The organism is Lyngbya sp. CCAP 1446/10, assembly GCF_026130175.1.
Classification (GTDB): Bacteria; Cyanobacteriota; Cyanobacteriia; order Cyanobacteriales; family Microcoleaceae; genus Microcoleus.
Genome location: NZ_JAIGNI010000003.1, coordinates 119,454 through 144,523, shown reverse-complemented (window position 1 = coordinate 144,523; position 25,070 = coordinate 119,454). Strand labels below are relative to the sequence as shown.

Annotated in this window: 21 protein-coding genes and 1 pseudogene; 12 read left to right on the top strand and 10 right to left on the bottom strand. The window is 46.3% G+C overall.

The annotated features are described in order from the left end of the window. Positions 1-25: 25 nt before the first annotated feature. Together K4039_RS02520 and K4039_RS02515 are read right to left on the bottom strand one after the other, a co-directional pair. Entirely contained in the window at positions 26-853 is an 828-nt protein-coding gene (locus K4039_RS02520; protein WP_265233543.1) for a sulfite exporter TauE/SafE family protein, read from the bottom strand. Positions 854-1,073: 220 nt separating this feature from the next. Next, positions 1,074-1,919, bottom strand: coding sequence for a pentapeptide repeat-containing protein (locus K4039_RS02515; RefSeq protein WP_265233542.1), 846 nt, complete (start codon positions 1,917-1,919; stop codon positions 1,074-1,076). 302 nt (positions 1,920-2,221) lie between these two features. Between K4039_RS02515 and ilvD the strand changes: the two genes are divergently transcribed. After that, positions 2,222-3,907, top strand: a complete 1,686-nt coding sequence (gene ilvD / locus K4039_RS02510) for a dihydroxy-acid dehydratase (protein ID WP_265233541.1) — start codon at positions 2,222-2,224, stop codon at positions 3,905-3,907. A 170-nt stretch (positions 3,908-4,077) separates the two neighbouring features. Beyond that, positions 4,078-4,371, top strand: coding sequence for a hypothetical protein (locus K4039_RS02505; RefSeq protein WP_265233540.1), 294 nt, complete (start codon positions 4,078-4,080; stop codon positions 4,369-4,371). A 345-nt stretch (positions 4,372-4,716) separates the two neighbouring features. Here the strand turns inward: K4039_RS02505 and K4039_RS02500 are convergent, their stop codons facing one another. The 5 genes and pseudogenes from K4039_RS02500 to dnaK all read right to left on the bottom strand — a co-directional run bounded on the left by K4039_RS02500 (position 4,717) and on the right by dnaK (position 11,302). After that, positions 4,717-7,152: a dynamin family protein gene (locus K4039_RS02500; RefSeq protein WP_265233539.1), complete on the bottom strand. Its 2,436-nt coding sequence runs from the start codon at positions 7,150-7,152 to the stop codon at positions 4,717-4,719. A gap of 248 nt (positions 7,153-7,400) precedes the next feature. Next, complete coding sequence (locus K4039_RS02495) at positions 7,401-8,516, bottom strand: J domain-containing protein (protein WP_265233538.1); 1,116 nt, start codon at positions 8,514-8,516, stop codon at positions 7,401-7,403. Positions 8,517-8,593: 77 nt separating this feature from the next. Then, positions 8,594-8,906, bottom strand: a pseudogene (locus K4039_RS02490) (four helix bundle protein). Positions 8,907-9,086: 180 nt separating this feature from the next. Next, positions 9,087-9,215, bottom strand: coding sequence for a hypothetical protein (locus tag K4039_RS02485; RefSeq protein ID WP_265233537.1), 129 nt, complete (start codon positions 9,213-9,215; stop codon positions 9,087-9,089). Then, on the bottom strand, positions 9,206-11,302 hold the full coding sequence (gene dnaK, locus K4039_RS02480) for a molecular chaperone DnaK (RefSeq protein ID WP_265233536.1): 2,097 nt from the start codon (positions 11,300-11,302) through the stop codon (positions 9,206-9,208). The genes K4039_RS02485 and dnaK overlap by 10 nt, the downstream gene beginning before the upstream one ends. Positions 11,303-11,573: 271 nt before the next feature. On the opposite strand from dnaK, the gene K4039_RS02475 reads away from it, so the two are divergent. From K4039_RS02475 to K4039_RS02450, 6 genes are all read left to right on the top strand, one after another. Further along, the gene (locus K4039_RS02475) at positions 11,574-12,824 is read left to right on the top strand and encodes an FAD-dependent oxidoreductase (RefSeq protein WP_265233535.1); all 1,251 of its coding nucleotides are present in this window, start codon (positions 11,574-11,576) and stop codon (positions 12,822-12,824) included. Between the two features lie 241 nt (positions 12,825-13,065). Then, positions 13,066-13,320 carry a hypothetical protein gene (locus tag K4039_RS02470; protein ID WP_265233534.1) on the top strand — a complete coding sequence of 85 codons (255 nt, stop codon included), beginning with the start codon at positions 13,066-13,068 and terminating at the stop codon, positions 13,318-13,320. A 120-nt stretch (positions 13,321-13,440) separates the two neighbouring features. Then, the gene (locus K4039_RS02465; RefSeq protein WP_265233533.1) at positions 13,441-14,211 is read left to right on the top strand and encodes a Uma2 family endonuclease; all 771 of its coding nucleotides are present in this window, start codon (positions 13,441-13,443) and stop codon (positions 14,209-14,211) included. Continuing rightward, positions 14,208-14,339 carry a hypothetical protein gene (locus K4039_RS02460; protein WP_265233532.1) on the top strand — a complete coding sequence of 44 codons (132 nt, stop codon included), beginning with the start codon at positions 14,208-14,210 and terminating at the stop codon, positions 14,337-14,339. The genes K4039_RS02465 and K4039_RS02460 overlap by 4 nt, the downstream gene beginning before the upstream one ends. A gap of 20 nt (positions 14,340-14,359) precedes the next feature. Beyond that, positions 14,360-15,457 carry an SPFH domain-containing protein gene (locus K4039_RS02455; protein WP_265233531.1) on the top strand — a complete coding sequence of 366 codons (1,098 nt, stop codon included), beginning with the start codon at positions 14,360-14,362 and terminating at the stop codon, positions 15,455-15,457. Between the two features lie 96 nt (positions 15,458-15,553). Then, positions 15,554-16,759, top strand: a complete 1,206-nt coding sequence (locus tag K4039_RS02450; protein WP_265233530.1) for a hypothetical protein — start codon at positions 15,554-15,556, stop codon at positions 16,757-16,759. A gap of 193 nt (positions 16,760-16,952) precedes the next feature. Here the strand turns inward: K4039_RS02450 and K4039_RS02445 are convergent, their stop codons facing one another. Then, entirely contained in the window at positions 16,953-17,591 is a 639-nt protein-coding gene (locus K4039_RS02445) for a DUF2959 domain-containing protein (protein WP_265233529.1), read from the bottom strand. Between the two features lie 392 nt (positions 17,592-17,983). Between K4039_RS02445 and pds the strand changes: the two genes are divergently transcribed. Together pds and crtB are read left to right on the top strand one after the other, a co-directional pair. Next, positions 17,984-19,357, top strand: coding sequence for a 15-cis-phytoene desaturase (pds, locus tag K4039_RS02440; protein ID WP_265233528.1), 1,374 nt, complete (start codon positions 17,984-17,986; stop codon positions 19,355-19,357). 208 nt (positions 19,358-19,565) lie between these two features. Then, entirely contained in the window at positions 19,566-20,495 is a 930-nt protein-coding gene (crtB, locus tag K4039_RS02435) for a 15-cis-phytoene synthase CrtB (protein ID WP_265233527.1), read from the top strand. Positions 20,496-20,559: 64 nt separating this feature from the next. Here the strand turns inward: crtB and K4039_RS02430 are convergent, their stop codons facing one another. Continuing rightward, positions 20,560-21,012: a hypothetical protein gene (locus tag K4039_RS02430; RefSeq protein ID WP_265233526.1), complete on the bottom strand. Its 453-nt coding sequence runs from the start codon at positions 21,010-21,012 to the stop codon at positions 20,560-20,562. Between the two features lie 320 nt (positions 21,013-21,332). Then, positions 21,333-24,059, bottom strand: a complete 2,727-nt coding sequence (locus K4039_RS02425; protein ID WP_265233525.1) for a valine--tRNA ligase — start codon at positions 24,057-24,059, stop codon at positions 21,333-21,335. A gap of 246 nt (positions 24,060-24,305) precedes the next feature. On the opposite strand from K4039_RS02425, the gene K4039_RS02420 reads away from it, so the two are divergent. Continuing rightward, the gene (locus K4039_RS02420) at positions 24,306-24,641 is read left to right on the top strand and encodes a hypothetical protein (RefSeq protein WP_265233524.1); all 336 of its coding nucleotides are present in this window, start codon (positions 24,306-24,308) and stop codon (positions 24,639-24,641) included. Beyond that, entirely contained in the window at positions 24,634-25,008 is a 375-nt protein-coding gene (locus tag K4039_RS02415) for a type II toxin-antitoxin system RelE/ParE family toxin (protein ID WP_265233523.1), read from the top strand. The genes K4039_RS02420 and K4039_RS02415 overlap by 8 nt, the downstream gene beginning before the upstream one ends. Positions 25,009-25,070 lie beyond the last annotated feature (62 nt).

Sequence of the window (25,070 nt, the reverse complement as noted above, 5' to 3'; positions counted from 1 at the left end):
GGGTGCGCACTGCGCACCTTACCAATTACCCATTACTAAATTTTTGCCAAGCTTGCCAGAAAACATAGAGCGATAATACTGCCAAGAGCGATCGAAAAGCTAAACTAATAGTGCGATCGGACAATCTCGGCAAAAACCGCGTGCTAATTTGCGCCCCTAACAAACCGCCACCCCCCAGAATCAACCCCACAACCCACAAAACATTGCCGCGCGCCGCGTGTCCCGCCGTCGCCGAAATAGCAGTGATGACGATGACACCCAAACTCGTTTGAATTGCGGTTTTAATGCTTTCTCCTAACAGCAAGATTTGCAGAGGAACCATAATCACGCCGCCACCAACGCCGAACAAACCCGCTAATAAACCCGCCGCACTGCCAGTCGCAATTTTAGCAAAAGTTGGATTAAATAAAATATTTGAATTGTTTGGGAATTGGGAATTGGAAATTGAGCCTGATTCTTCCCCTTCCCCTTCCGCTTTCTTAGCTGTCAGGTGCTTGCGAACTTCAATCAAATAAATATTCAACCACAACAACAACCCAAAAGAAACTAACAGCAAATAAGGCGGAAATATCCCCGCCAAATAAGCACCAATTTGTGCTGTGATGACGGCAGGAAATCCGATGCCTGCGACTTGACTCAAATTGAGGTAGCCCATGCGCCAATTCTGGATGCTGCCAGAAAGAGCCGTAATTACGATCGACAAACCGCTAGTAGCAACCGCTTGCACCGGAGCATAATTGAGAGCCACCAACAAAGGTACAAGCACCGTACCGCCGCCGATACCCAAAAAACCAGCTAGGATACCCGCAAACAGTCCGGCCGCACCCAGAATCAATAATTCGCTAACATTCATTATATCAAGTCCGGTTAATTGCTAATAAAACCTACGGGCATTGGGCAAACAGGTCATGGGGCATGGGGCATTGGGCATTGGCCAAACAGGTCATGGGGCATGGGGCATTGGGCATGGTCGGACAAAAGTATGATAACTATTCAACCGGACATGATATTAGTTAACAGTTAACTATTGAGAGTTAACAGTTAACAGTTAACTATTGAGAGTTAACAGTTAACTATTGAGAGTCATTAGTGGCGCCGTCAGGCATAATTGCCCGCCTCAAATCAGCATCACGGAAGTTAGTTCGATTGAGATTAGCATCAATCAAAACAGCTTCCACCAGAATAGCCCCGCTCAAATTAGACCAGTAAAGCTTAGCCCGGAACAAATTAGCACCGCTCAAGTTAGCTCCGCGCAGCGTTGACCAACTCATATTGGCAACTCTCAAATTAGCATTGCTCAGATTAGCTTCGGTGAGATTAGCTCCAACCATCGTGACTTGGCGCAAGTCTGCACCAGTCAGGTTGGCCCCACTCAGCATCGCCCCGCTGAGAATTGCCTGAGTCAGATTAGCTCTTTCTAAAAGCGACTCGCTGAGGATAGCATTTGTCAGGTTTACGGCTTTGAGAGTTGACCAACTTAAATTGGCCTTCATCAAATTAGTGCGAATCATGCTAGCTTCCGTTAAGTTAGCCGCAAACAAATTCGCTTCGGTAAAGTTGGCTTCTGTCAAATTTGCTTCCGTCAAATTTGCTTTAGTCATGTTGACTTCTCTCGCCATTGAGCCGCGCAGGTTTGCTCCCACCAAGTTAGCCCCGCTGAGATTGGCGCGGCTCAAATCGGTACCGATAAGATTTGCTTCGCTGAGGTTGGCTTCCGTCATGTCCACTCCTGCCAATTTCACCTCGCGCAAGTTCGCTCCCGTCAGGTTAGCGCCTTTGAGGTTGGCGTTTTGGAAATTCGATCGGGTAAAATTAGCCTCGCTGAGGTTGACCCCTTTTAAGTCGGCTCCCGCGAGGTTAATCTCTCGAAAAATTCTTTCTCCGGCCGCATATTGCCTCAGAATTCGATCGGCCTCCATGTCATTAGCCTCGCAATTTTTGTTTCAAACGTTAGAATGACGGGTTATACCACACACATCATCCCAGATAACCACGGTATTCACCCTGCACACTTTAGTATCAGTATAATTTTTGCCCTCTGCTGTCCCCACACTGCTGTGCGAATCTATTCTAGAGGGCCTCACAAATGTCAGCGATTCTGAGAGAATCAAAGATAGCGTAAAGATATCAACAGTCAGCAGTCAACAGCCAGCGACCACAAACAACTGACAACTGACAACTGAACCACAAACAACTGACAACTGACAAAGGAAATTTTAAAATGCCTGAAAATTTGAGAAGCCAAGCTGTGACTGGCGGTGTGCAGCGCGCGCCCAACCGAGCTATGCTGCGGGCCGTGGGTTTTGGCGACGGCGATTTCACTAAGCCCATTGTGGGGATTGCTAACGGGTACAGCACGATTACGCCCTGCAATATGGGATTGAACGAGCTCGCTTTGCGGGCTGTGGCCGGTGCGCGGGAAGCTGGCGCGATGCCGCAGATGTTCGGTACGATTACGATCAGCGACGGGATCTCGATGGGAACTGAAGGGATGAAATATTCTCTGGTGTCGAGAGATGTGATTGCTGATTCCATTGAAACGGTTTGCAACGGCCAAAGTATGGACGGTGTGCTGGCTGTGGGCGGCTGCGATAAGAATATGCCGGGGGCGATGATTGCGATCGCCCGCATGAACATTCCTGCTATTTTTGTCTACGGTGGCACGATCAAACCGGGACACCACAACGGACAAGATTTAACCGTAGTCAGCGCTTTTGAAGCAGTCGGTCAATTCAGCGCCGGCAAAATTGACGAAACAGAACTCACCGCAGTAGAACAAAAAGCTTGTCCCGGTGCCGGTTCCTGTGGCGGAATGTTCACCGCAAATACAATGTCCAGCGCTTTTGAAGCGATGGGCATGAGTTTGCCCTATTCTTCGACAATGGCTGCTGAAGATGCCGAAAAAGCTGACAGCGCTGAGGAATCTGCCAAAGTTTTGGTGGAAGCGATTCGGAAACAGTTGTTACCGAGCCAAATTTTGACACGGAAGGCCTTTGAAAATGCGATCGCGGTAATCATGGCAGTCGGCGGTTCAACCAACGCTGTGCTGCATTTATTGGCGATTTCAAATGCGATCGGCGTTAAACTATCCCTCGACGATTTTGAAACTATTCGAGGGAAAGTACCAGTATTGTGCGACCTCAAACCCAGTGGCAAATACGTAGCCACCGATTTGCACAAAGCCGGTGGAATTCCGCAAGTCATGAAAATGCTTTTGGAACGCGGTTTGCTAGACGGCGATGCGCTGACAATTAGCGGCCAAACTATTGCTGAAGTGTTAGCAGATATTCCAGCCGAACCGCGCGCCGATCAAGATGTCATCCGTCCTTGGAAAAACCCGATGTACGCCCAAGGACATTTAGCAATTCTGAGGGGAAATTTGGCAACAGAAGGAGCCGTTGCTAAAATTACAGGTGTTAAAAAACCACAAATTACCGGCCCAGCGCGGGTATTTGAATCGGAAGAAAATTGTTTGGCTGCAATTTTGGCTGGCAAAATCAAAGCCGGAGATGTAATTGTCATCCGCTACGAAGGGCCCAAAGGCGGGCCGGGAATGCGCGAAATGTTAGCACCAACTTCCGCAATTATTGGCGCAGGTTTAGGCGATTCTGTGGCGTTAATTACTGATGGCCGCTTTTCCGGCGGAACCTACGGTATGGTGGTCGGTCACGTGGCACCGGAAGCGCAAGTTGGCGGCATAATTGCTCTCGTAAATGAGGACGATTCAATCACGATTGATGCTCCAAATAGGTTGTTGCAGCTCAATGTTGATGATGCAGAATTGGAGCGGCGACGGGCTCTTTGGCAGGCTCCTCAACCTCGCTATACTAGGGGAGTTTTGGCTAAATACGCTAAGTTGGTTTCTTCTAGCAGTATTGGTGCTGTGACTGATTTGGGCTTGGGTTAAAATCTGTTAATTACTGTGGTGCAGGCATCCTGCCTGCCCAATACTTGCTTTTACAAGAGATATGTCCCAATACTTGCTTTTGGAAGAGATATGTATTGTGCGATCGCCCCGCTAGCTAACACACCTGAAAACTTGCTAAAATAACGGATATACAATACTGATGCAGCCCCATGACTGAATCTAGCAATATCCCCAATCGTGTCGATCGCCTCGAAAATGACGCGATCGATATTAAAGTAGCTGTTAGTGCTTTAATTTCCACAACCGAAGTACACCAGCGGAATATTGAAACTATGAATCGCAATATTGAAATTCAGCAGCGCAATATCGATGCGATGCTTCAACTCATGACTCAAAGCCTTCAGCGGATGGAGATGGTGGAATTAGATATCCGGGGTCTTCAAACTGAAAATCGACGCATTCTGGATATATTACAGCACCGCAACACTGACGATAAGGAATGACAATTTAATAACTTAATCGACTTGCTTGTTACTTTCGCTCTGCCTGGTAACGCAGATCAGGAGGCTCTGTCTCCTTTTACTTCCCAGATTATAGGAGAGAGGACTGTAGGAGCTGTTTAAGTTATTAAATTTTCGTTCCTAAGAATGTCTTCAACCCGCGGAGGCGGGTTTTGTCTGTGTAGCCGCGATTCCCAATCGCCTGGTTTCCAATCGCCTGGTTTCCAATCGCCTGGTTTCCAATCGCCGGATTTCCAATCGCCCGGTTTCCAATCGCCCGGTTTCCAATCGCCGGATTTCCAATCGCCCGGTTTCCAATCGCCCGGTTTCCAATCGCCAAAATTTCAATTATTCAAAATCCACGGCAACGCTATTGTTTTCTTCAATTACAGGCAACAAATGCTCGTGCAACTTCATCGCCCGCAAACAACCATTAATCCCAGAAACCGCCCGATCGTACTCTTGAATCTTCTCTTCATTCTCAACTTGCAGCCGCAGATTTTTAGCAATCTTCTCCTCAGCTTCCTGTGCTAAAGTTTGTTCTAAATAATCGCGGGCTTGACTGTATTTCTGCAAAATATCATCAGCTTGCTTCTCCGCCATCGGTAACAAATGCTCTTTCAGAGTTTGATTAACAGTTTGGCGGAAAGTTTGCCGAATAGTTCTAGATACTTTTGGCTCGAAATCTAGCCTCAACAATTGCCGAATTGCCGGTTGCGCGTCTACCATATTTTCGCAGTCGAAACCTTGAGATGTTTGCTGTAATGTTTCCCGGAATTGGTAAATCGAAAACGTGCCTTCGTCGTAAAAACGGGGACTTTCTCGCACGTAGCGATCGCACTCCACGCCCGCTGCATTCACCAAAGCATTAGAAACCCGCTGCGACAACTCCTCTAACTGCTGTTCAATTCCCCCATCATTCCCCAACAACCGATAAAGCAATCGATAGTATTCCGACTTACGAACACTGTCTTTCAAATACTGGAAATAATTATCAACCAGTGACTTAGTAGCCTCTACTAAAATATCTTCCAACTGATTCGCTAAATAATAAAGCGCTTCCACTAAAACCGCAATTAAAGGCGCTGTAGCATTGCGCGGATGAGTCATCAAAGTGCGTCCGTAAGCCGCCTCAACCGAAAATCCATCTAACAATTCATCCAAGCGACGGATCATCCGAGATTGCAGTTGGCGAAAATCTGTATCGAAAATATCGCATCTGTTCATAATCATATCATTGACTTCGGCGGCGATGTGTTCCCGAAATTCTTGTCCAACTTGCTGCAATTCTTGATTTAGCCGCAAAAGTTCCTGGGCTTTCATCGCTTCAATTTCGCGGGGCTGGCTGTCCAAACTCCGCTGAATTGTTTGGTATTGTTTCCGCAGTTGAATGCACAAATCCTCTAAATCGTCAGCGAGATTTTTGAACAGTTGCGGGCGCTTTTCTTTGGTGAGATAATCGGTGATGGCTGTGCGAAAATCTTCGATGCCGCTATCTTGAATTAATTGCTGGATTAATGGTTGACCTTGTTCCGCAAGAATCCGCACGTAGTTTTGATTTGGGGTTTCGTAACTGTTAACTGAAATCCGAAATTGGCTAGCAGACAGTTTGCCGGAATTGGCGCAGTAGCGGTTAAATTCGTTGACAAATTGCGGTGTTTCTTGACTATTTTCGCTGTTGTTACCCGAATTCGTGTCTGCATCCAGGCGATCGCGACTTTCGGCAAATATTGTATCCAAACCAAAGCGATCGCGCCCGGTTGTCCCTCTAATCAAACTCCCGTAAAATCCCAGCAATCCGCTGGTTTTATAGACTCTGGTGGTGTCGCGAAAGTCGGAATTAATCAGATTTTCTAAGCGCTGTCGCAGTTGCGTGTTGTACCAAGTTTCGTCAATGCGGTTGAAAATGTAAAATAGGCGATCGCGAATTCCCGGATTCGATCGCGTTTTCTCCATCAACTCCGTCTCTTCCGTCGTCATTTCCCCAGACGACGCAGCCTTCAAGACGCAGACAACCGCCGAAGTATCCGGGCTTTCAATCTTATCATAGGTCAATTCCGCATCCTGTTTGACAGGCGCATCAATTCCCGGCGTATCGATAATAATATTGCCATCTTGTAGCAGCGGATGATAACAGTAATATTCAACTCGCTTGAGTACAGCACTGTTGCTCCCGCGCCGCGCATAACTAGCAGCTTCCTTGAGATTGGAAAAGTTAAACTGTTCCATCGAATACGTGGCATTTTCGACAGTTTGGATGCGATCGCGATTCGCTTCAAATCCTTCTAAAAGCAGAGTCAAAGCCTTCGCTTGTTTGGCTTGCTCCGATTTATTTTCTCCGCCTTCCTTTTCGATAATTATCGAACATCCCTGAGATAAAATCTTTACTACATCTATTTGATTAATATTGATTTCAGTAGTTAAATTCAACTGTTCGCACAGAGCATAAACTTGAGCGCGAATCTCAACTTCGCTCGAAAAAGTGAGAACAACGCGCTCTTTTTGGGCCGATTCAGCGTAGGCGATGTAGCATTCAGTACCTGTGGCGTGTCCTTCAGCACTGTAGAGCAATTCACGCTCCAGCAAAGCATTGATCAGCATTGATTTTCCCGCACTGAAAGCACCCGCAAACACAATCTCAAATTGGGGAGAAGTTGCTTTTTTCAGAGAAGATTGTACCGCAGTGATATCTTGTTGTCGCAAAGACGATTCCTGACGCAGCAGTTGCAGTAAAGAGTCAACTTGCTCTTGCAGATTGTTGCATTGAGGCGGCATTTGAGTCATGGCGGCAGACTGCTCCTGATTGTGGGAAAATTAGCTTAGGGTTAATTGTCCGCTAGTTCCTGAAGAATTGCAACAGTAATTTTACTTATGTTATTGAGGATTTCTCAACATAATTAGTAAGCTGTTCTGCTTTTAAATTGCATATTAGGCGCGGGCTAGAAGCCCACCCCACAAAAGTGTGATTGATTTTTGACACACAATTTAAATGCGCAACAGCTTAGAAGGTGCGCAGTGCGCACCCTACAGAATTATACAGACAAATCTTGACGCGGTTTGAAAGTCTCAATTTGCCGCAATTTTTCGTATAATTCCCGTTCCTCTTCACTAATTTCCTTGGGAATTAACACCTGAATTTCTACTAGCTGATCGCCCCGATCGCCATTTCCAGTCGGATAGCCCTTATTCGCCAGCCGCAACCGCTTCCCAGACGTGACTCCCGGCGGTAGTTTCATCTTCACCGGGCCATCCAGCGTCGGCACTTCCACATCTCCACCAAGCACCGCTTCGCAGGGTGTCAGCAGCAATTGACAGCAAATATCCGACATTTCTAAGCTAAAAAATGGATGGGGAGAAACTGTGATTTTTAAGTACAAATCGCCGCCGCCAATACCTTGATTTCGCAGGCGAATTTGCTGGCCCGATACCATCGCCCCAGGCATATTTACCTCGATCCACCGCCCGTCGTCCAAACGAATGCGCTCAGTACCGCCGGAATAAGCTCTTTCCAAAGGCAGAGTCAGCCTCGCCTCGATGTCTCTTCTGATTTCGCGATCGTCTATTTCTCTAGTTTCGCGTCGCATTTCGCGATCGACTGTTTCGCGTCGCATTTCGCGATCGACTGTTTCTCGTCGCATTTCGCGATCGTCAAAATCCCTTCTATCTTCCCTAGAATTAGCAACATAACTCGTTTTTTTAGAACCGGTACTCCACGGTTCCGAAGTGGACACTCGCGGTGCATCATTTGCTGTCGCCATTCTCACTTCCCTGCGTCTTCCGAGCACTTGGTCGAGAAATTTATTGAAATCTGAGTAATCGCTAAAATCGATATCTTCAGCAGGTTTTTTACGGCTAGCTTTGTTGTTTCCCCAACTTGTAAAATTGGGAAGTTTTACGCCTTGTTTCCCTTGAAATCCCTTTTGTTTCCAGAATTTACTAAACTGGTCGTATTGAGCACGCTTTTCGATGTCTGAAAGAATATCGTAGGCTTCATTAATATCTTTAAACCTATCTTCTGAAGATTTGTCCCCCGGATTTACGTCAGGGTGCAACTGTCTCGCGAGTCGTCGATAGGCTTTTTTGATCTCATCAGCCTTAGCATCTCTGGGTACTCCCAGAATTTGATAGTAATTACGAAAGTTTTGCATAATTGGAGAAGGAAGAGGGAAGAAGGAAGAAGGAAGAAGGAAGAAGGAAGAGGGAAGAGGGAAGAATTAAAGAGGTTTTATTCGGCTTGAAGTTTATTGATAGTGCTGACAATTAGTCGTGTGACTTCATCTACGTCTTTAACAACAGGTGATATTTGCTCGTGTGTTCCTAACCCCACTTTTTCAGAAATCACTAAATGAGTATCCAGTTCTCGCAGTGAACCAAGAGCTATTTGTAAATATCGACTCTTTCCTGCTAACACGTCCATATCCCTCAGCAATATTAGCTGGTACTGATACAGATGCACGGCGAATTTGACTGGTAAGACCATATAGTTCAGATGGAGGAAAAGATTTGGTTAATTCGTAGCAAAGTTGACAAAGATAAATACCCCGCTGCCAAATGTATTGTTCTCTATGGGCTATAAAACATAATTTTCTCCTTGCTTATTATAGTGATCTCTATCGATTTCAAAGAAGTCTAGTGTAGTAGAGGATAGAGGAGAGAGGAGAGAAAAAAGAGGAGAGAGAAGAGAAAAAAGAAGTGTAGAAGAAGTTAGAAAAAAGCCATCACATATTGTGTGCGGAAAATCTGCTTCTTCCTTCCTTCCTTCTTACTTCTTCCTTCTTCCTTCTTCCCTCTTCCTTCTTCCTTCTTCCTTCTCCAAAAATCTTCCTTCTTCCTTCAATTACAGCCAATCGTCGTCATCATCCCAGTCGTCGCTTTGGTTTTGATAGGGGCGAGTCGGGCGATTAGTGCTGGTTCTACGATCGGGTGTACGATCGTAGGATCGATCGCGATCTGGCATCCGATCGCGATCGTAGGGGCGATCGGGAATTGGATCGACAGTCGATCGCCTGTACGGCTTAGCATTCGTATAATAGCTGCTGTCATCACTGCGTCGCTTCGTACCATCGCCCGTAAAAGTCCGCTTCACAGACTCAAAGAAATCATCATCATCGTCATCCTCAGCAAAAGCTGAAACTTCGCGGTTCAAATCGTAAAGAGCATCTTGCAAATCCGAACCAACTTGGTCAACTCCCCGCTCGTCGTTGCGTTCCAAACTGTCTCGCAATTCCCGAATTAACGTTTCAATGCGCTGGCGGCTTCTTTGAGCAAACTGCATTCCGCGATCGAGTGCAACTTCCCGCAATTGTCGCTCAGCTTGATAGGCCAAAGCCTCAGCACGATTGCGTTTTTCCACCCTTTCCCGCTGCAACTTATCAGCTTGAGCAAACTGTTCCGCATCGCGAATCATTTGATTCACTTCCTGCTGACTCAGCGTCGAAGCACCTTGCACAGTAATGCTTTGTTCCCTGCCGGTAGTTTTGTCTAAAGCAGTCACCAACAGCATCCCGTTAGCATCAATATCAAAAGCAACTTGTACCTGGGGAATCCCTCGCGGTGCCGGCGGAATTCCAGTTAGTTTAAACCTTCCCAAAGACTTATTATCTCTACCTAATTCCCGTTCCCCTTGGATGATGTGAACTTCTACCACAGTTTGGTTGTTTTCAGCAGTCGAAAAAATGTCCGATCGCCTAACGGGAATAGTAGTATTGCGAGGAATCAGTTTTTTCATCACCCCGCCGATAGTTTCCAAGCCCAGGGACAGCGGCGTCACATCCAACAGCAGCACATCGCGGACATCCCCGCCCAAAATTCCCGCCTGAATTGCAGCACCCACGGCCACAACCTCATCGGGATTCACATTTTGATTCGGTTCGCGATCGATCAAACTGCGAACAATTTCCTGCACCAAAGGAATCCGAGTCGAACCGCCAACCAACACAATTTCATCAATCCGAGAAGGACTCAAATTTGCATCAGCCAAAGCTTGTTTCACCGGCCGCCGCAGCCGCTGCACCAAATCGGTGCACAGCCCCTCAAATTGACCGCGAGTTAGTCGCGTTTCCAAATGCAAAGGCCCATCTTCATTAGCATCAATAAACGGCAAATTAATTTCAGTAACACCAACTCCCGAAAGCTCAATTTTAGCTTTCTCAGATGCTTCGATCAAGCGCTGCAAAGCTTGGCGGTTTTTGCGTAAATCCACCCCTTCTTTTTCTAAAAATTGTTCAGCCAACCAATCAACAATTTTCTGGTCAAAATCATTGCCACCCAATTGAGTATCGCCGCTAGTTGCTTTGACTTCAAATACTCCATCTCCAACATCTAAGATAGATACATCAAAAGTACCGCCGCCCAAATCAAAAACTAAAATAGTTTGACTTTCTCGCCTTTCCAAACCGTAAGCCAAAGAAGCCGCAGTCGGTTCATTTAAAATCCGCTTCACATCAAGTCCGGCAATTCTGCCAGCATCCCGCGTCGCCTGTCGCTGCGAGTCGTTGAAATAAGCGGGAACAGTGATTACAGCCCCCGTGACTTCTTGTCCGAGATAGCGGCTAGCTTCATCGGCCAATTTCCGCAACACCATCGCCGAAATTTCCTCTGGGGCGAAATCTTTTTTCAGGCGAGGGCATTTAATTTTGATGTTCCCATTCTCCTCGCGGCGAGTTGTGTAAGGGACGCGCTTTGCTTCTGGAGTCAGTTCGGTATATTTGCGCCCGATGTACCGTTTGACGGCGTAAAAGGTGTTTTGGGGGTTAAGAACATTTTGGCGTCTGGCCATTTGTCCGACAAGGCGTTCTCCTTCCTTGGTGAAAGCAACCACCGAGGGAGTTGTCCGCATCCCTTCTGCGTTGGCAATCACAACCGGTTTGCCGCCTTCCATGACAGCTACTACTGAGTTTGTCGTTCCGAGGTCAATGCCAACTACTTTTCCCATACGTCCGTTGTCTCCTGTGGCGTTGTGTGTAGCTTTTTAAATATAAGCGTTAAGTTCGATCGCATTTATTGTACCTTGTCGAGCCACGGGGCTGCGGGGGGTTCTCTCACTCGTGGCTGAAACGGTTCGTAGTACGGAATTCAGTCCGTAACAGCCTGGGGACTGAAATCCGCACTACAAACGATCGCACAGGATATAACTCCCATTCTCTAGCAAAGCCATACAATGTAAGTAATTAGCAAACTTATTCACCAAGCGGGAGCCGAAAAATATGGCTGTCAACTCGGTTGAGAATTCAGAATTCACTACAACTCATTCTGTCATTGACTCGCAGGAAACAAGCTGCTGCATAGTAGGAGGCGGGCCCGCTGGCGCTGTTTTAGCATTGCTTTTAGCGCGGCAAAACATTCCCGTGATGCTGCTAGAAGTACACAAAGATTTCGATCGAGAATTTCGCGGCGATACCCTGCATCCGTCAGTAATGGAAATTATGGATCAATTGGGTTTAGCCGACAAATTACTGGAATTGCCGCATACCAAAATGCGCCGCCTCACCATCCAAGCTGGTGAAAATACTGCCACAATCGCAGATCTTAGCAGCCTGAAAACCAAGTACCCTTACATTACAATTCTTCCCCAAGTCAAGTTTCTCGAATTCATCACCGCCGAAGCGCAGCGCTACCCCAATTTTCAGCTAGTAATGGGAGCTAACGTACAAGAAATAATTATAGAAAATGAAATAGTGTGCGGAATTCGATATCGGGGACATGGGGGATATCATGCAGTGCGATCGCCCCTGACAGTTGCAGCCGACGGTCGCTTTTCCCGCCTGCGCCAATTAGCAGGTTTTGAACCGATTAAAACTTCCCCGCCGATGGACGTTCTGTGGTTCCGTTTGCCGCGCAGTCCCCACGATGTCAAAGATTCCGGTGTGGGAGGGCGAGCTGCGGGAGGTCATTTATTAGTGGTTATTGACCGCTTGGATTACTGGCAACTAGGTTATGTAATTCTCAAAGGCAGCTATCAGAAATTGCGCGATTCAGGCATAGAAAATTTGCAAAAATCTGTGGCTGAACTAGCACCGGAATTTGCAGATAGAGTCGCTCAACTCAAAGATTGGTCGCAGATTTCATTTCTGTCAGTTGAATCCAGCCGTCTGCCCCGCTGGTATCGTCCCGGTTTGCTGTTAATTGGGGATGCCGCCCATGTCATGTCCCCGATAGGTGGCGTGGGAATTAACTATGCGATTCAAGATGCTGTCGTCGCGGCCAATGTACTGAGTACACCCCTGAAAAACCATCACTTGCACCTGTGGGATTTGGCAGAGGTGCAGCGACAGCGGGAATGGCCGACGCGCATCATTCAAGGATTTCAGTCCTTGATGCAAGACCAAATTATTAAGGGAGCCTTGGATAGCGATCGACAGTTTACACCTCCAGCTTTGTTGCAGTTGCCAATTTTGCGAAATATCCCAGCGCGATTAATTGCTTTTGGCGCCACTCGGGTTCGCGTGGAAGAGTAATCAGGTTTTCAACTATACTTAATTTATACCTGTCATCAAAGTATAGGGAGCCTGAATGAATGGGATCAAGATTAGACTTGCATTGCATTCATTCGGAAATTATCTTAAAATTATCTGCGTTTATTTGTGTTTATCTGCTTGACATCTGCGGTTGACTTATCAATTGAAGATTTATGCAATGCAAGTCTATTGAGGTTATTAGAAGATTAAAATTCAGTACAAAGTTAAGGAAGCAAGAGTTATGCAAATGATTAAAGTGCGATCGCGCGTCGGTGCAGACGGGATGCTGCATTTGCAAATCCCCGGCGGTATCAAAGATACAGATTTGGAAGTTATTGTAATTTTCCAGCCGATTGTACCTGCAACTGAGGCTAAAACAGCGGAAGATTTAGGCTGGTCGCCGGGGTTTTTTGAAAGAACGATCGGGTGCTTTCAGGATGAACCTTTAGTCCTAGGAGAGCAAGGGGAATATGAAATACGGGAAGAATTGCTATGATTTATATTTCGGTAGGGTGCTTGTGGCGTACCTTACAAAAACTATGAAACTCTGAAATAGATCGCCTACAATCAAAATCAAAAGCTCCCTATCAACAATGCCTGCAATCAAAATAACATTATGAAATTCAGCCTAGATGTAGAAAACAACCCCACAGGTTGGCCAGACCACACTCAGCTACCAGAATCCGACGGCACTTTTGTGAAAAACTTTCAAGAACTTCCCCAAAGCATTCTGTTAACCGATTCAATTACTCCTGTCTTCCAAAACATTCATCCAGATGGTAACTATTGTATCGGTCAAGACAGCGGCATTTATTGGCGGTTGACAGAGCCGTTAGAACGGGGTGCAGAAGCGCCGGACTGGTTTTATGTTCCCAACGTTCCGCCCACAATTGACGGTCAATTGCGCCGTTCTTATGTGATGTGGCAAGAATTTGTAGCGCCGTTAATTGTGTTGGAGTTTGTATCGGGGAATGGTGCAGAAGAACGGGACAGAACGCCTTTATTGCGATCGGGTCAACAGGAAACTAAGCCAGGTAAATTCTGGATTTATGAAAATGTCATCCGTCCGGCTTTTTATGGGATTTATGAAGTGACAAAGGCGAGTGTTGAAGTTTACCATTTAGTAGATAATAGCTATCATTTAGTCCCGGTCAACGATCGCCATCATTATCCCATTCAACCGTTAGGAGTGGAATTGGGCATCTGGCAGGAAAGATATCAAAATGCTGAATTACCTTGGCTGCGCTGGTGGGATAGTGCAGGGAATCTGCTGTTAACGGGCTTTGAAAGAGCTGAAGAAGAGCGGCAAAGAGCCGATCGCGCCCAACACCAATTAGAGCAATTGCGCGCTCAATTGCGATCGGCCGGCCTTGAACCCGAATTGTGAGGGAAACCATTGCTGGGAGGGGATTGAGGGAGTCAAGGGGCGATCGCCCTCATTCCCAGCGATCGCGCCTAAAAACTTTACAATGGCGATCGGGAAGAGCGATCGCTCCTATTGAAGTTAAAATTTAACAAAAGCTCAAAATAAAAATATGGGACTCTTTGACAAAATTCGCGGCGAATTTATCGATATCATCGAATGGTTAGACAACACCAACGATACCATTGCCTATCGATTCGAGCGCCACCAAAACGAAATTAAACAAGGTGCTAAACTCACCGTCAGGCCCGGACAAGTAGCAGTCTTTGTCAACGAAGGTAAAGTTGCCGATGTCTTCGATCCTGGAATGCACGAACTGAACACCCGCAACTTACCCCTTCTGAGCACCTTACAAGGTTGGCCCTACGGTTTCAACTCTCCCTTTAAAGCAGAAGTTTACTTTTTTAACACCAAAATATTTACCAACCTGAAATGGGGAACCGCTAACCCCATTATTATCCGCGATCCAGAACTAGGCCCAGTGCGAATGCGCGCTTTTGGAACCTACAACATTAAAGTTTACAATCCACAACAACTCTTAAACCAATTAATCAGCACAGACGGACTATTTCAAGTAGATGAAATTAGCGAACAACTCCGCAATACAATAGTCACCGCCTTTGCAAATTGGGTTGGCACATCCCGCATTCCCCTGCTAGATTTTGCAGCCAACTACACACAAATGGGCGAACAAATACGCATAGCCCTACAGCCAAATATCCAGCAGTTCGGGTTAGAATTAACTCAGATATTAATTGAAAATATCTCAATGCCGGCTGAAGTGGAAGCAGCACTAGACAAACGAGCCTCGATCGGACTTCTGGGAAATATGCAGCAATATACCCAATATCAAGCTGCTAATGCTATAGAAGCATCAGCCAATAACCCCAGCGGTGGCAATCAAGCATTAGAATTGGGCATGGGAATGGCAATGGGTCAGCAAATGACAAATATGATGCAATCGCCAGCATCGCCAGCATCGCAAACACCGCCACCACCTCTCCCAGCAACACAAACTCAGTGGTACATTGCCCCAAACAGTCAACAATTAGGGCCCTTTGAATTGCATCAACTTCTGCAAAATGGTTTGACACATCAGGTAATGGTTTGGCGGGCAGGTTTTGACGGCTGGAAGTTAGCATCGCAAGTGCCGGAATTAGCATCTTTATTGGCTACAGTGCCACCGCCTCCCCCACCAGCAGCCACCTAAGATTTGGCATATTTAGGTAATCGGTAATTCGTAATCGGTACGCTTTCCCGATTGCCGATTACCTATTGCGTGTAACCTCACAAATAAACTACTATTATGAATAATTCTGAAGCTGCTGTTAAACGTTTTCCCTGTCCTAGCTGCGGTGCTTATTTACAGTTCAACCCCAAAGCAGGAAAGCTAAAATGTGCTTACTGCGGCTGGGAAGATGCAATTCCCCAAAGTGCCGAAGAAGTACAAGAAAATTCTTACGAACAATATCTAAAAATCGACCAAACGACGCTGATAGATCTATCAATAACAGCCTTAGAAGTAAAATGCAATGATTGCGGAGCAAGTATTACTTTTGAACCGCCGAAAGTAGCGGGGAAATGTCCGTTTTGCGCTTCTCCAATTGTGGCGAAACCCGCAAAGGCTAGCCCTAGCTTACACCCAGAGGGAATTGTACCCTTTGAAGTTACTGATAAACAGGCCAGAGAAAGCATTCAGAAGTGGCTAAGCAACCGCTGGTTTGCTCCTTCTGCTTTGCAATCCCTAGCGCAACCGGAGAAAATTCAAGGGGTTTATTTGCCGTTTTGGACTTACGACTGTTATACGGTGAGTTACTATAAGGGCGATCGCGGAGAACACTACTACGTCACTGAGAGTTATACAGAAACAAATGCTAACGGTGAAACTGAAACTAAAACCCGCCAAGTGCAGCATACTAGATGGTGGCCTGCTTCTGGCAGAGTCGATCGCACTTTTGACGATATTCTGATTCCGGCTACAACTTCAGTCGATCGCAATCGCCTAGATGAGTTAGAACCTTGGCATCTCAAAGAGTCGCTACGCGCGTACAATTCATCTTATTTAGCTGGATTTGAAGCACAGCGATCGCAAGTTTCTCTCCCTCAAGGATTTGAATCTGCTAAAAATGTCATGGCGGGTACTATTCACTTCGATGTTTGTAGACATATCGGCGGCGACACTCAGCGGGTTCACAGCATTTCTACAGATTACAATGCTATCACTTTTAAGCATATTTTGCTACCTGTGTGGATGTGTGCCTATCGCTATCAAAACAAGCAATATCAAGTAATAGTTAATGCTCGCACCGCTGAAGTTCAAGGCGATCGTCCCTACAGTGTTTGGAAAATTACTGCTGCTGTTGTTAGCGGTATCGTGTTTGCGGGTGCGATGTACCTATTGTTTAGTGGTAATTGGAGATATCTTCCTATTCCCGGCTTACCTGAGCCCGAATCCCAACCAACTTCGTTTGTGGATGAAAGCGCAAGATTGTCGGAAAAACCCGGTTTCTGAGTTGTCGTTGCGTGGCCGAGAAACCGGGTTTTTTGCCAAGTTTTTCGATGAAAGCGCAAGATTGTCGGAAAAACCCGGTTTCTGATTCATCGTTGCGTGGCCGAGAAACCGGGTTTTTTGCTAAGTTTTTCGATGAAACCACAAGATTGTGAAAAAAACCCGGTTTCTGATTCATCGTTGGTGGGATTGCTTGCTAAACTATATTGCCCACATTCAACTCACCGAGACGCTTCAAAATACTCAGCACAGTGTACAAATCATTCCCCGGATTGAACATAGAAAACCAGCGAGAAAAAGCGTACTGCGGTGTTTCCCCCTTAACCAACTTGACAAATAAGAAGTTAGAGCCATTCATTAACAAACCGTAAGTAGGTCGATCGCCCGTCACACTACCTAACATATAAGCTAATAACTGCGGAATACCGACTTCCAAAGAAAACGCCGCTTTCTTAGATTCGACAACTACTACCCAAAACTCCTGAAACAAAGCCAAAACATCCATTTGTCCCCTGACAATTAGTCCTTCATCTTCGTCAATAATTTCTACAGATTTTTCTGAAGTAACGTGAAAAGGAGCAAGATAAAAATCAGCTAAATCTAAAAGCGGAGACAGTACGACCATTTTGACTGTATTTTCTAGCAGTGGCGGATGTTTGAGCAAATTTCTGTAACTTGCTTTCACTCTGTCCAGTCGCTGCTTTTCGGCATCAGTTATTTCTGGCAAATCATCTTGCCACTCCCGAAAGAATTGGTCATCCTCAACCCACTCAATTTTGAATTGAGCTTCCAAATCATTTAGTGCAACATTTCTAGCTTGAATTGTTTGTGCCATGAATTTAACTTTTTTAAGCAATTGTTTTGATAATTTATAATAGCAAAACTTAATAAGTATCGGGCACGAAGGGAAGAGGAGACGGCAATGCCCAAGGAGTGTCAACTTAAGCTGTTAGCCCGCCAAGTCTTTCGTCTGCCCGTTAGTCCGCCAGGGGTTGAAACCCCTGTCTAATAGCTAAAGTCCTCTCAAAGAGGACTCAAGAACTCATTAGTCCTCTTTGAGAGGACTTGCGCTTTGAGGCAGGGGTTTCAACCCTTGCCGGACTATGGGTTGTACCTTAAGTTGACACGGCTTTGGGTAGTGCAGTTTCCCTACAGATTGTCCAAAAAGATGTAACGAGTTGTAAAGTAGAATGAAGACAAAATGAATATAGAGGGCAGTAGTATTAAATGCGAGTTGCGATCGCCGGAGCCGGCCTAGCAGGGTTATCCTGTGCAAAATATCTCACCGATGCGGGTCACACCCCCATTCTCCTAGAAAGTCGGGACGTACTCGGCGGCAAGGTAGCCGCTTGGAAAGATGCAGACGGCGACTGGTACGAAACCGGCCTCCACATATTTTTCGGTGCATACCCAAATATGCTCCAACTATTCAAAGAACTAGACATCGAAGACAGGCTGCAATGGAAAGAGCACTCGATGATTTTCAATCAGCCGGAAACGCCCGGAACCTATTCGCGCTTTGACTTTCCGAATATTCCGGCCCCCTTCAACGGCCTTGTGGCTATCCTCAGAAACAACGATATGCTCACCTGGGGCGAAAAAATAAGTTTCGGCCTCGGTTTGGTTCCGGCGATACTTCAGGGCCAGAAATACGTCGAAGAAATGGACAAATACTCCTTTTCCGACTGGCTGAAGAAGCAAAATGTCCCCCCCAGAGTCGAAAAAGAAGTATTCATCGCCATGTCCAAAGCGCTGAATTTTATCGACCCCCACGAAATATCTGCAACCATTCTGCTGACAGCCCTCAACCGCTTCTTGCAAGAGACAAAAGGCTCGAAAATGGCTTTTTTAGACGGCCCCCCTACGGAGAGGTTGTGTCAGCCGATGGTAGACTACATAACTGAACGCGGTGGCGAAGTTCGGCTGAATGCACCCATTGGTGAGTTTTTGCTCAATGATGACAACACGGTGCGCGGTTTCCAGATTCGGGGCGTGAAAGGTGCAGAGTCAGAAGTTCTGACGGCTGATATTTACGTCTCGGCGATGCCGGTTGACCCGCTGAAGTTGATGATGCCGAAACCTTGGGCCGAAATGGGTTATTTCAAAAAGCTCGAAGGTTTGGAGGGTGTACCGGTGATTAATGTACACTTGTGGTTCGATCGCAAGTTAACAGATATAGACCACTTGCTGTTCTCGCGATCGCCCTTGCTGAGCGTCTACGCAGACATGAGCAACACCTGCCGCGAATATGCCAACCCAGACAAATCCATGCTGGAACTGGTACTCGCACCGGCCAAAGACTGGATAGGCAAGTCTGACGAAGATATCGTCGCAGCCACAATGGTCGAGTTAGAAAAACTCTTTCCCGACCAAATCCCAGAACCCGCCAAAGTGCTCAAATATCACGTAGTCAAGACCCCACGTTCCGTCTACAAAGCCACTCCCGGCCGCCAAGAGTGTCGTCCCACCCAAACCACTCCCATTAGCAATTTCTATCTAACGGGGGATTATACGATGCAGCGTTATCTTGCGAGTATGGAAGGTGCTGTGCTTTCTGGTAAGCTGACAGCGCAGGCTATTTCAACAGCCAATAAAAAATGAAAAATTAAGAATTTTTCATAAATACTGGGATTTGCGCGCGGGCGACGTGAAACCGGGTTTTTAGCCAAAATATTTGCTGAAAACCCTCAATCTCGGTTAAAAAACCAGGTTTCTCGGTTCGGATGCGTCAATCCTAAAGACGTAAAAGAATCTCCCGTTGTCTCAACGGGGGAATTTCAGTTCTAATCTTTAAATTTCTTATTCTCGGATGCTGCAACTGTCAAAACTCCAGTGCATGAGAACTCTGGCTTCTTTGGAAGAATCCTACGAATTGTGCCGCCAAGTCACAGCGAGTTATGCCAAAAATTTTTATTTAGGCACTCAACTCATGCCCGAAGCCAAACGTCGGGCTATCTGGGCGATTTACGTTTGGTGCCGCCGCACCGACGAACTCGTAGACGGGCCTGGTTCTGAGACCACGACCCCTGAAACCCTAAATCTGTGGGAAAAACGCCTAGAATCATTGTTTGCGGGCCATCCCCACGACGATTACGACGTGGCTTTGGTGGATACCTTGTCTCGTTTCCCGATCGACATTCAGCCGTTTAGAGAGATGATTGCGGGCCAGCAAATGGACTTGTACCGCAGCCGCTACCAAACTTTTGAAGAGCTCAATCTTTACTGTTATCGAGTAGCGGGTACTGTCGGGCTGATGTCGATGTCTGTGATGGGTGTGGACGAATCGAACCGGGCTGCCAACTGGAATTGGCACTGGGGAAATAAAATTCCCAAGGAAGAAGCAATCGCCCTCGGTATAGCCAAGCAGTTAACTAACATTCTGCGCGATGTCGGAGAAGACGCCCGTCGTGGCCGCATTTACCTGCCCTTAGAAGACTTAGCGCTGTTTAACTACACCGAAGAAGATTTATTCAACGGTGTGATTGACAACCGCTGGCGGGAGTTGATGAAGTTTCAAATTCAGCGAGCTCGCAAATTATACACCAGCGCCGAGCCCGGAATCAAAGTTTTGAGTCCCGATATCCGCTGGACAGTGTGGGCTGCTACGATGTTGTACAGCAGAATCTTAAATGCGATCGAACGGAATCAGTACGATGTTTTCCAGAAGCGGGCCTATGTCAGCAATTCTCAGAAATTGCTGTGTCTCCCCGCCGCTTGGATAAAGTCAAAAGTGCTTTAGCCGCTGGCCATATTGCTTCGATATGAGTCCGCGCCGGCGGACTTTGTTATGGCGCATCGAAATTCTATTCCGAGGGCGGATTTTTGCTTTCCAGCAATTGTTTTTCCTGCTGGAGTTTGGCTTCTAAATTTTGAATTTGTTCGCGGCGGGCTTCAAGTTCGATCGATCTTCGAGACAATTCTTGACTTTGCAAAGTGAGAGATTGGCGGCACTCTTCTGCTTTCTGGGCTTCTTGCTGCAAAAAATCGGGAGTAAAGCCTGTGGCTAAATACTTTTCAACTAATTCTAGCACCCAGTTTGTAGCGGTTTGAACCTGCAAAATGTTGCGATTTTCGCCAATATCTGCTAATACTAGCATTCCTTGATTTAACACATTTTGGTCACAATTGGGCGGCACTATCAAGACAGTTTGTTCGGGAAGAATAGCCCAAGTCTCATCAGCATTTTGACAAGCCAGCAATTGCAGACTTATCTCATCTAAAATATCCTTCTTTTGTACTTTGGCTAAATATAACATCAGGGTAATTGGTAATTTCGGTAATTTCGGCAATAACCTCAGAAACCGGGTTTCTTTCGAGATTTCTGGTAACTAAACAGAAAATTGGGTAGAAACCCGGTTTCTCACCCCACCCGCGAATCACCTCAGAAACCGGGTTTCTTTCGAGATTTCTCGTAACTAAACAGAAAATTTCATAGAAACCCGGTTTCTCGCCCACCCACGAATCATCTCAGAAACCGGGTTTCTTTCGAGATTTCTGGTAACTAAACAGAAAATTGGGTAGAAACCCGGTTTCTCACCCAACCCGCGACTAATGACTGCTGACTAATGACTAATGACTAAAACAACTTTAGCCGATCGCGCAAAATCTCAGCTTGTTTTTCGGCTTCAGCCAAACCATCCCGCGCCACCTGAACCACTTGCGGATCAGCCTTATCCACAAACTTTTGATTAGTCAAACGCGCCGCAGTATGCTTAATTTCAGCTTCCACCTTGGCCAGCTTCTTCTCTAATTTACCGCGCAAAGCCACCAAATCCACCACCCCAGCCAGAGGAATCAATACTTGTACAGTACCGACAACCCCAGCAATTGTCTGTCCCAAATCTCCATCCAAACTAGCAGTAACAGTCAGATTTTCCACCTTAGCCAAATCTTTGATGTAAACGCTTCCATCCGAGATAATTTGGCGTTCCTTCTCGCTTTCGCTTTGCAAAATCGCCGTCACCTTCACACTGGGTTTGATATCAGAATCTGCCCGCAAATTGCGAATAGTGCGAATAGTCCCGAACAGCAACTCAAACTGCTGTTCTAATTCTGGATCGATTAGCGATGTATCCGCTTCAGGATAAGCTTGCAAAGCCAAACATTGATCGTCACCTGTTTGAGTCAGAGTGTGCCAAATTTCCTCAGTAATGTGCGGCATAAAAGGATGCAGCAATTTCAGAATTCCTTCCAACACAAAAGCAAAAGTTTGCTGCGCGACTTTCTTAGAATTTGGTTCAGCATCCTGTTGTAAGCGAGATTTGACTAACTCAATATACCAGTCGCAAAAATCGCCCCAAATAAACTCGTAAAGATTCTTAGCCGCTTCTCCCAAACCGTAAGTTTCCAAAGAATTGCGGCTTTGTTGCACAACTTGATGATAGCGAGAAAGAATCCAGCGATCGCACAATTCCAAATTACCACCTTCCACAGCCGGACTTCCCAACTGCTGCGGAGTCTGTCCCTCCAGATTCATCATCACAAACCGGGCCGCATTCCACAGCTTATTTGTGAAGTTCCGGGACGCCTCGACTGATTTCGATTCATCAGTTTTGCGATCGTACTCCATGCGAATATTCTGCCCAGCCCCAATCACTTCCTTAACCAAAGTGTAGCGCAAAGCATCAGTTCCGTACTTAGCAATTAACAACAGCGGATCAATACCATTGTTTTTACTCTTAGACATTTTGTGACCGTTTTCATCCAACACCAAACCGTGAATGTAAACAGTCTCAAACGGCATCTTTTCAGTAAAATGTCCTGCCATCATCGTCATTCTAGCAACCCAGAAAAAGATGATATCAAAACCTGTCACCAGAGTAGTTGTCGGATAGTAAAAATCCAAATCCTTAGTTTCGTCCGGCCATCCCAGAGTTGAAAAAGGCCACAACCCAGACGAAAACCAAGTATCCAATACATCTGGATCTCTTGCTAATTCGACATCTTTGCCAAACTTAGCCACTGCTTTTTCCCTAGCATCAGCTTCACTTTTAGCCACCACAAACGGCGTTGTATCAGTAATTTCGCCGTTAGTTTCGCTAACAGCATACCAAGCCGGGATTTGGTGTCCCCACCACAATTGCCGGGAAATACACCAATCTTTCAGCTTCACCAACCAATCGCGATAAACCTTTGTCCATCTGTCAGGAACAAATACAGGCGAATTACTTTTGTCTAAGGCTTCTAACGCGCGTTGAGAAAGCGGATCGATTTTCACAAACCATTGTGTAGATAGCAAAGGTTCGACGGGAACTTTGCCACGTTCGCTATACGGTACTGTATGTTTGTAATCTTCTATTTTTACTAAAACGCCGTCAGTTTCTAACCGCTTTACCACATTTTTGCGGGCGACAAATCTATCTTGTCCCTGGAACTCTCCGGCATTTTCGTTTAAAGTGCCGTCCTTATTCATGATGTTAATAAACGGCAAATTGTGACGCTTACCCATCTCGAAGTCATTCGGATCGTGGGCGGGAGTCACTTTGACACAGCCAGTTCCGAAAGTTGGATCGACAAACTCATCGGCAATGATGGGAATTTCGCGATTGAGAATGGGCAAAGTGACAGTTTTACCGATAAGATGTTTATAGCGATCGTCCTCTGGATTCACGGCCACCCCAGTATCGCCCAGCATCGTTTCCGGCCGAGTAGTCGCCACCTCCAAATAACCGGAACCGTCGGTCAAAGGATAGCGGAAATGCCACAAATGCCCCTCAACTTCCTGCTGGTCAACCTCCAAATCCGACACAGCAGACTGACTCGCCGGACACCAATTCACCAAGTAATTGCCGCGATAAATCAGCCCCTCATCGTAGAGGCGGACAAAGGCTTCTAAAACCGCAGCGGATAGGCCTTCATCCATCGTAAAGCGTTCTCGCGACCAATCGACAGACACGCCCAAACTGCGGAGTTGATTAGTAATAGTATTGCCAGATTCAGCTTTCCATTCCCAAGCGCGTTCTAAGAATTTTTCTCGGCCTAAATCGTGGCGAGTTTTGCCTTCTGCTTTGAGTTGTTTTTCGAGAATTGTTTGAACTGCGATGCTAGCATGATCCGTTCCCGGCAACCACAGGGTATTGCGTCCAGTCATGCGGTGATAGCGGACGAGGACATCAATGAGGGTTTCTTCAAAGGCGTGTCCCATGTGGAGGCTGCCGGTGACGTTGGGGGGCGGGATGACGACGCAGTAGGGTTCGCCGCCTGTTTCTGGGTCTGCTTTGAAGGTTTGGTTGTCTTCCCAGTATTTTTGCCACTTGGTTTCGGTGGCTTTGGGGTCGTATTGGGGCGGTAGGTTTGCGGTCATTTGCTGCAAGGGTGCTGTTTTTATATTAAGATTGTGCCACAGAAGGGAGGAGAAGAGTTTTAAACCACATCAGTGCCAGAGGATGTTAGAGGGAAGAGCGATATTCAAGGCGGGGCGGGTTTACTATATCTCTCGTTTTCATTATATATCTTGGCGAAGCTGCCCCTACAAATATTATGGTAATTGAGATGAAACATTGTAATTTTACGTTAAAATAAAGGTAGAATTCACAGGTATCATGGCATTATGAATGTAGCAGCACTTCGACATCAAATCGATCGATGGCTCGATCGACTCTCTCCAGAACATCTGGCATTAGTTGCGAGTTTTATAGAGTTTCTAAGCCAAAAGCAACGTCAGGGGGTAATCATTTCGCAAAATAATCTGCCAGAGGTTTTCTCAGCAGAAATCCAAGAGATGCCTCCTGCTAATTCTTTTAGTATTCCAGAACCCTCAGAAATTGACGGAGAGGGCCAATCTAAAACAGCGCTTCTACAAGATTTTCGGCAAGCTTGGCACGAAGCCATGACTGGGCAAACCATTTCGGTTGCTCAAATGTGGGAAGGAATTGAAAATGACTGACTTGCCCTTAATTCAAGTTATAGTTTCACCAACCTTCAATCGCAATTTACGCACTCTTGCCAAAAAATACCGCAGCATACGCAATGATATTCAACCCGTTATCGAACAACTCACACGGGGAGAACTGCCAGGAGATCGAATTGCTGGAGTGGGTTATGCCGTCTTCAAGTTAAGAGTCCGAAATAGCGACACTCAAAAAGGTAAAAGTGGTGGATATCGTTTAATTTACTACGTCCAAACAGCAACGGGAATCATTTTGCTGACCGTTTACACCAAATCCGAACAGGTCGATATTGCAGCAGAGGATATTCAGAATATTATTACAGAATACGAGCAGCAGCAGAGCGAAGAGCGAGAGGATATTTAAGAGTTGGGGAATCTTTCGCCGTAGAAGATGAGGTTTCGATAGAAATTATCAAACAAAAGTTT

Excerpts from the sequence above, each read along its gene's own strand:
- K4039_RS02520 (WP_265233543.1), bottom strand. The coding sequence starts at position 853 with ATGAATGTTAGCGAATTATTGATTCTGGGTGCGGCCGGACTGTTTGCG.
- K4039_RS02515 (WP_265233542.1), bottom strand. The coding sequence starts at position 1,919 with ATGGAGGCCGATCGAATTCTGAGGCAATATGCGGCCGGAGAAAGAATT.
- ilvD (WP_265233541.1), top strand. The coding sequence starts at position 2,222 with ATGCCTGAAAATTTGAGAAGCCAAGCTGTGACTGGCGGTGTGCAGCGC.
- K4039_RS02505 (WP_265233540.1), top strand. The coding sequence starts at position 4,078 with ATGACTGAATCTAGCAATATCCCCAATCGTGTCGATCGCCTCGAAAAT.
- K4039_RS02500 (WP_265233539.1), bottom strand. The coding sequence starts at position 7,152 with ATGACTCAAATGCCGCCTCAATGCAACAATCTGCAAGAGCAAGTTGAC.
- K4039_RS02495 (WP_265233538.1), bottom strand. The coding sequence starts at position 8,516 with ATGCAAAACTTTCGTAATTACTATCAAATTCTGGGAGTACCCAGAGAT.
- dnaK (WP_265233536.1), bottom strand. The coding sequence starts at position 11,302 with ATGGGAAAAGTAGTTGGCATTGACCTCGGAACGACAAACTCAGTAGTA.
- K4039_RS02475 (WP_265233535.1), top strand. The coding sequence starts at position 11,574 with ATGGCTGTCAACTCGGTTGAGAATTCAGAATTCACTACAACTCATTCT.
- K4039_RS02470 (WP_265233534.1), top strand. The coding sequence starts at position 13,066 with ATGCAAATGATTAAAGTGCGATCGCGCGTCGGTGCAGACGGGATGCTG.
- K4039_RS02465 (WP_265233533.1), top strand. The coding sequence starts at position 13,441 with ATGAAATTCAGCCTAGATGTAGAAAACAACCCCACAGGTTGGCCAGAC.
- K4039_RS02455 (WP_265233531.1), top strand. The coding sequence starts at position 14,360 with ATGGGACTCTTTGACAAAATTCGCGGCGAATTTATCGATATCATCGAA.
- K4039_RS02450 (WP_265233530.1), top strand. The coding sequence starts at position 15,554 with ATGAATAATTCTGAAGCTGCTGTTAAACGTTTTCCCTGTCCTAGCTGC.
- K4039_RS02445 (WP_265233529.1), bottom strand. The coding sequence starts at position 17,591 with ATGGCACAAACAATTCAAGCTAGAAATGTTGCACTAAATGATTTGGAA.
- pds (WP_265233528.1), top strand. The coding sequence starts at position 17,984 with ATGCGAGTTGCGATCGCCGGAGCCGGCCTAGCAGGGTTATCCTGTGCA.
- crtB (WP_265233527.1), top strand. The coding sequence starts at position 19,566 with ATGCTGCAACTGTCAAAACTCCAGTGCATGAGAACTCTGGCTTCTTTG.
- K4039_RS02430 (WP_265233526.1), bottom strand. The coding sequence starts at position 21,012 with ATGTTATATTTAGCCAAAGTACAAAAGAAGGATATTTTAGATGAGATA.
- K4039_RS02425 (WP_265233525.1), bottom strand. The coding sequence starts at position 24,059 with ATGACCGCAAACCTACCGCCCCAATACGACCCCAAAGCCACCGAAACC.
- K4039_RS02420 (WP_265233524.1), top strand. The coding sequence starts at position 24,306 with ATGAATGTAGCAGCACTTCGACATCAAATCGATCGATGGCTCGATCGA.
- K4039_RS02415 (WP_265233523.1), top strand. The coding sequence starts at position 24,634 with ATGACTGACTTGCCCTTAATTCAAGTTATAGTTTCACCAACCTTCAAT.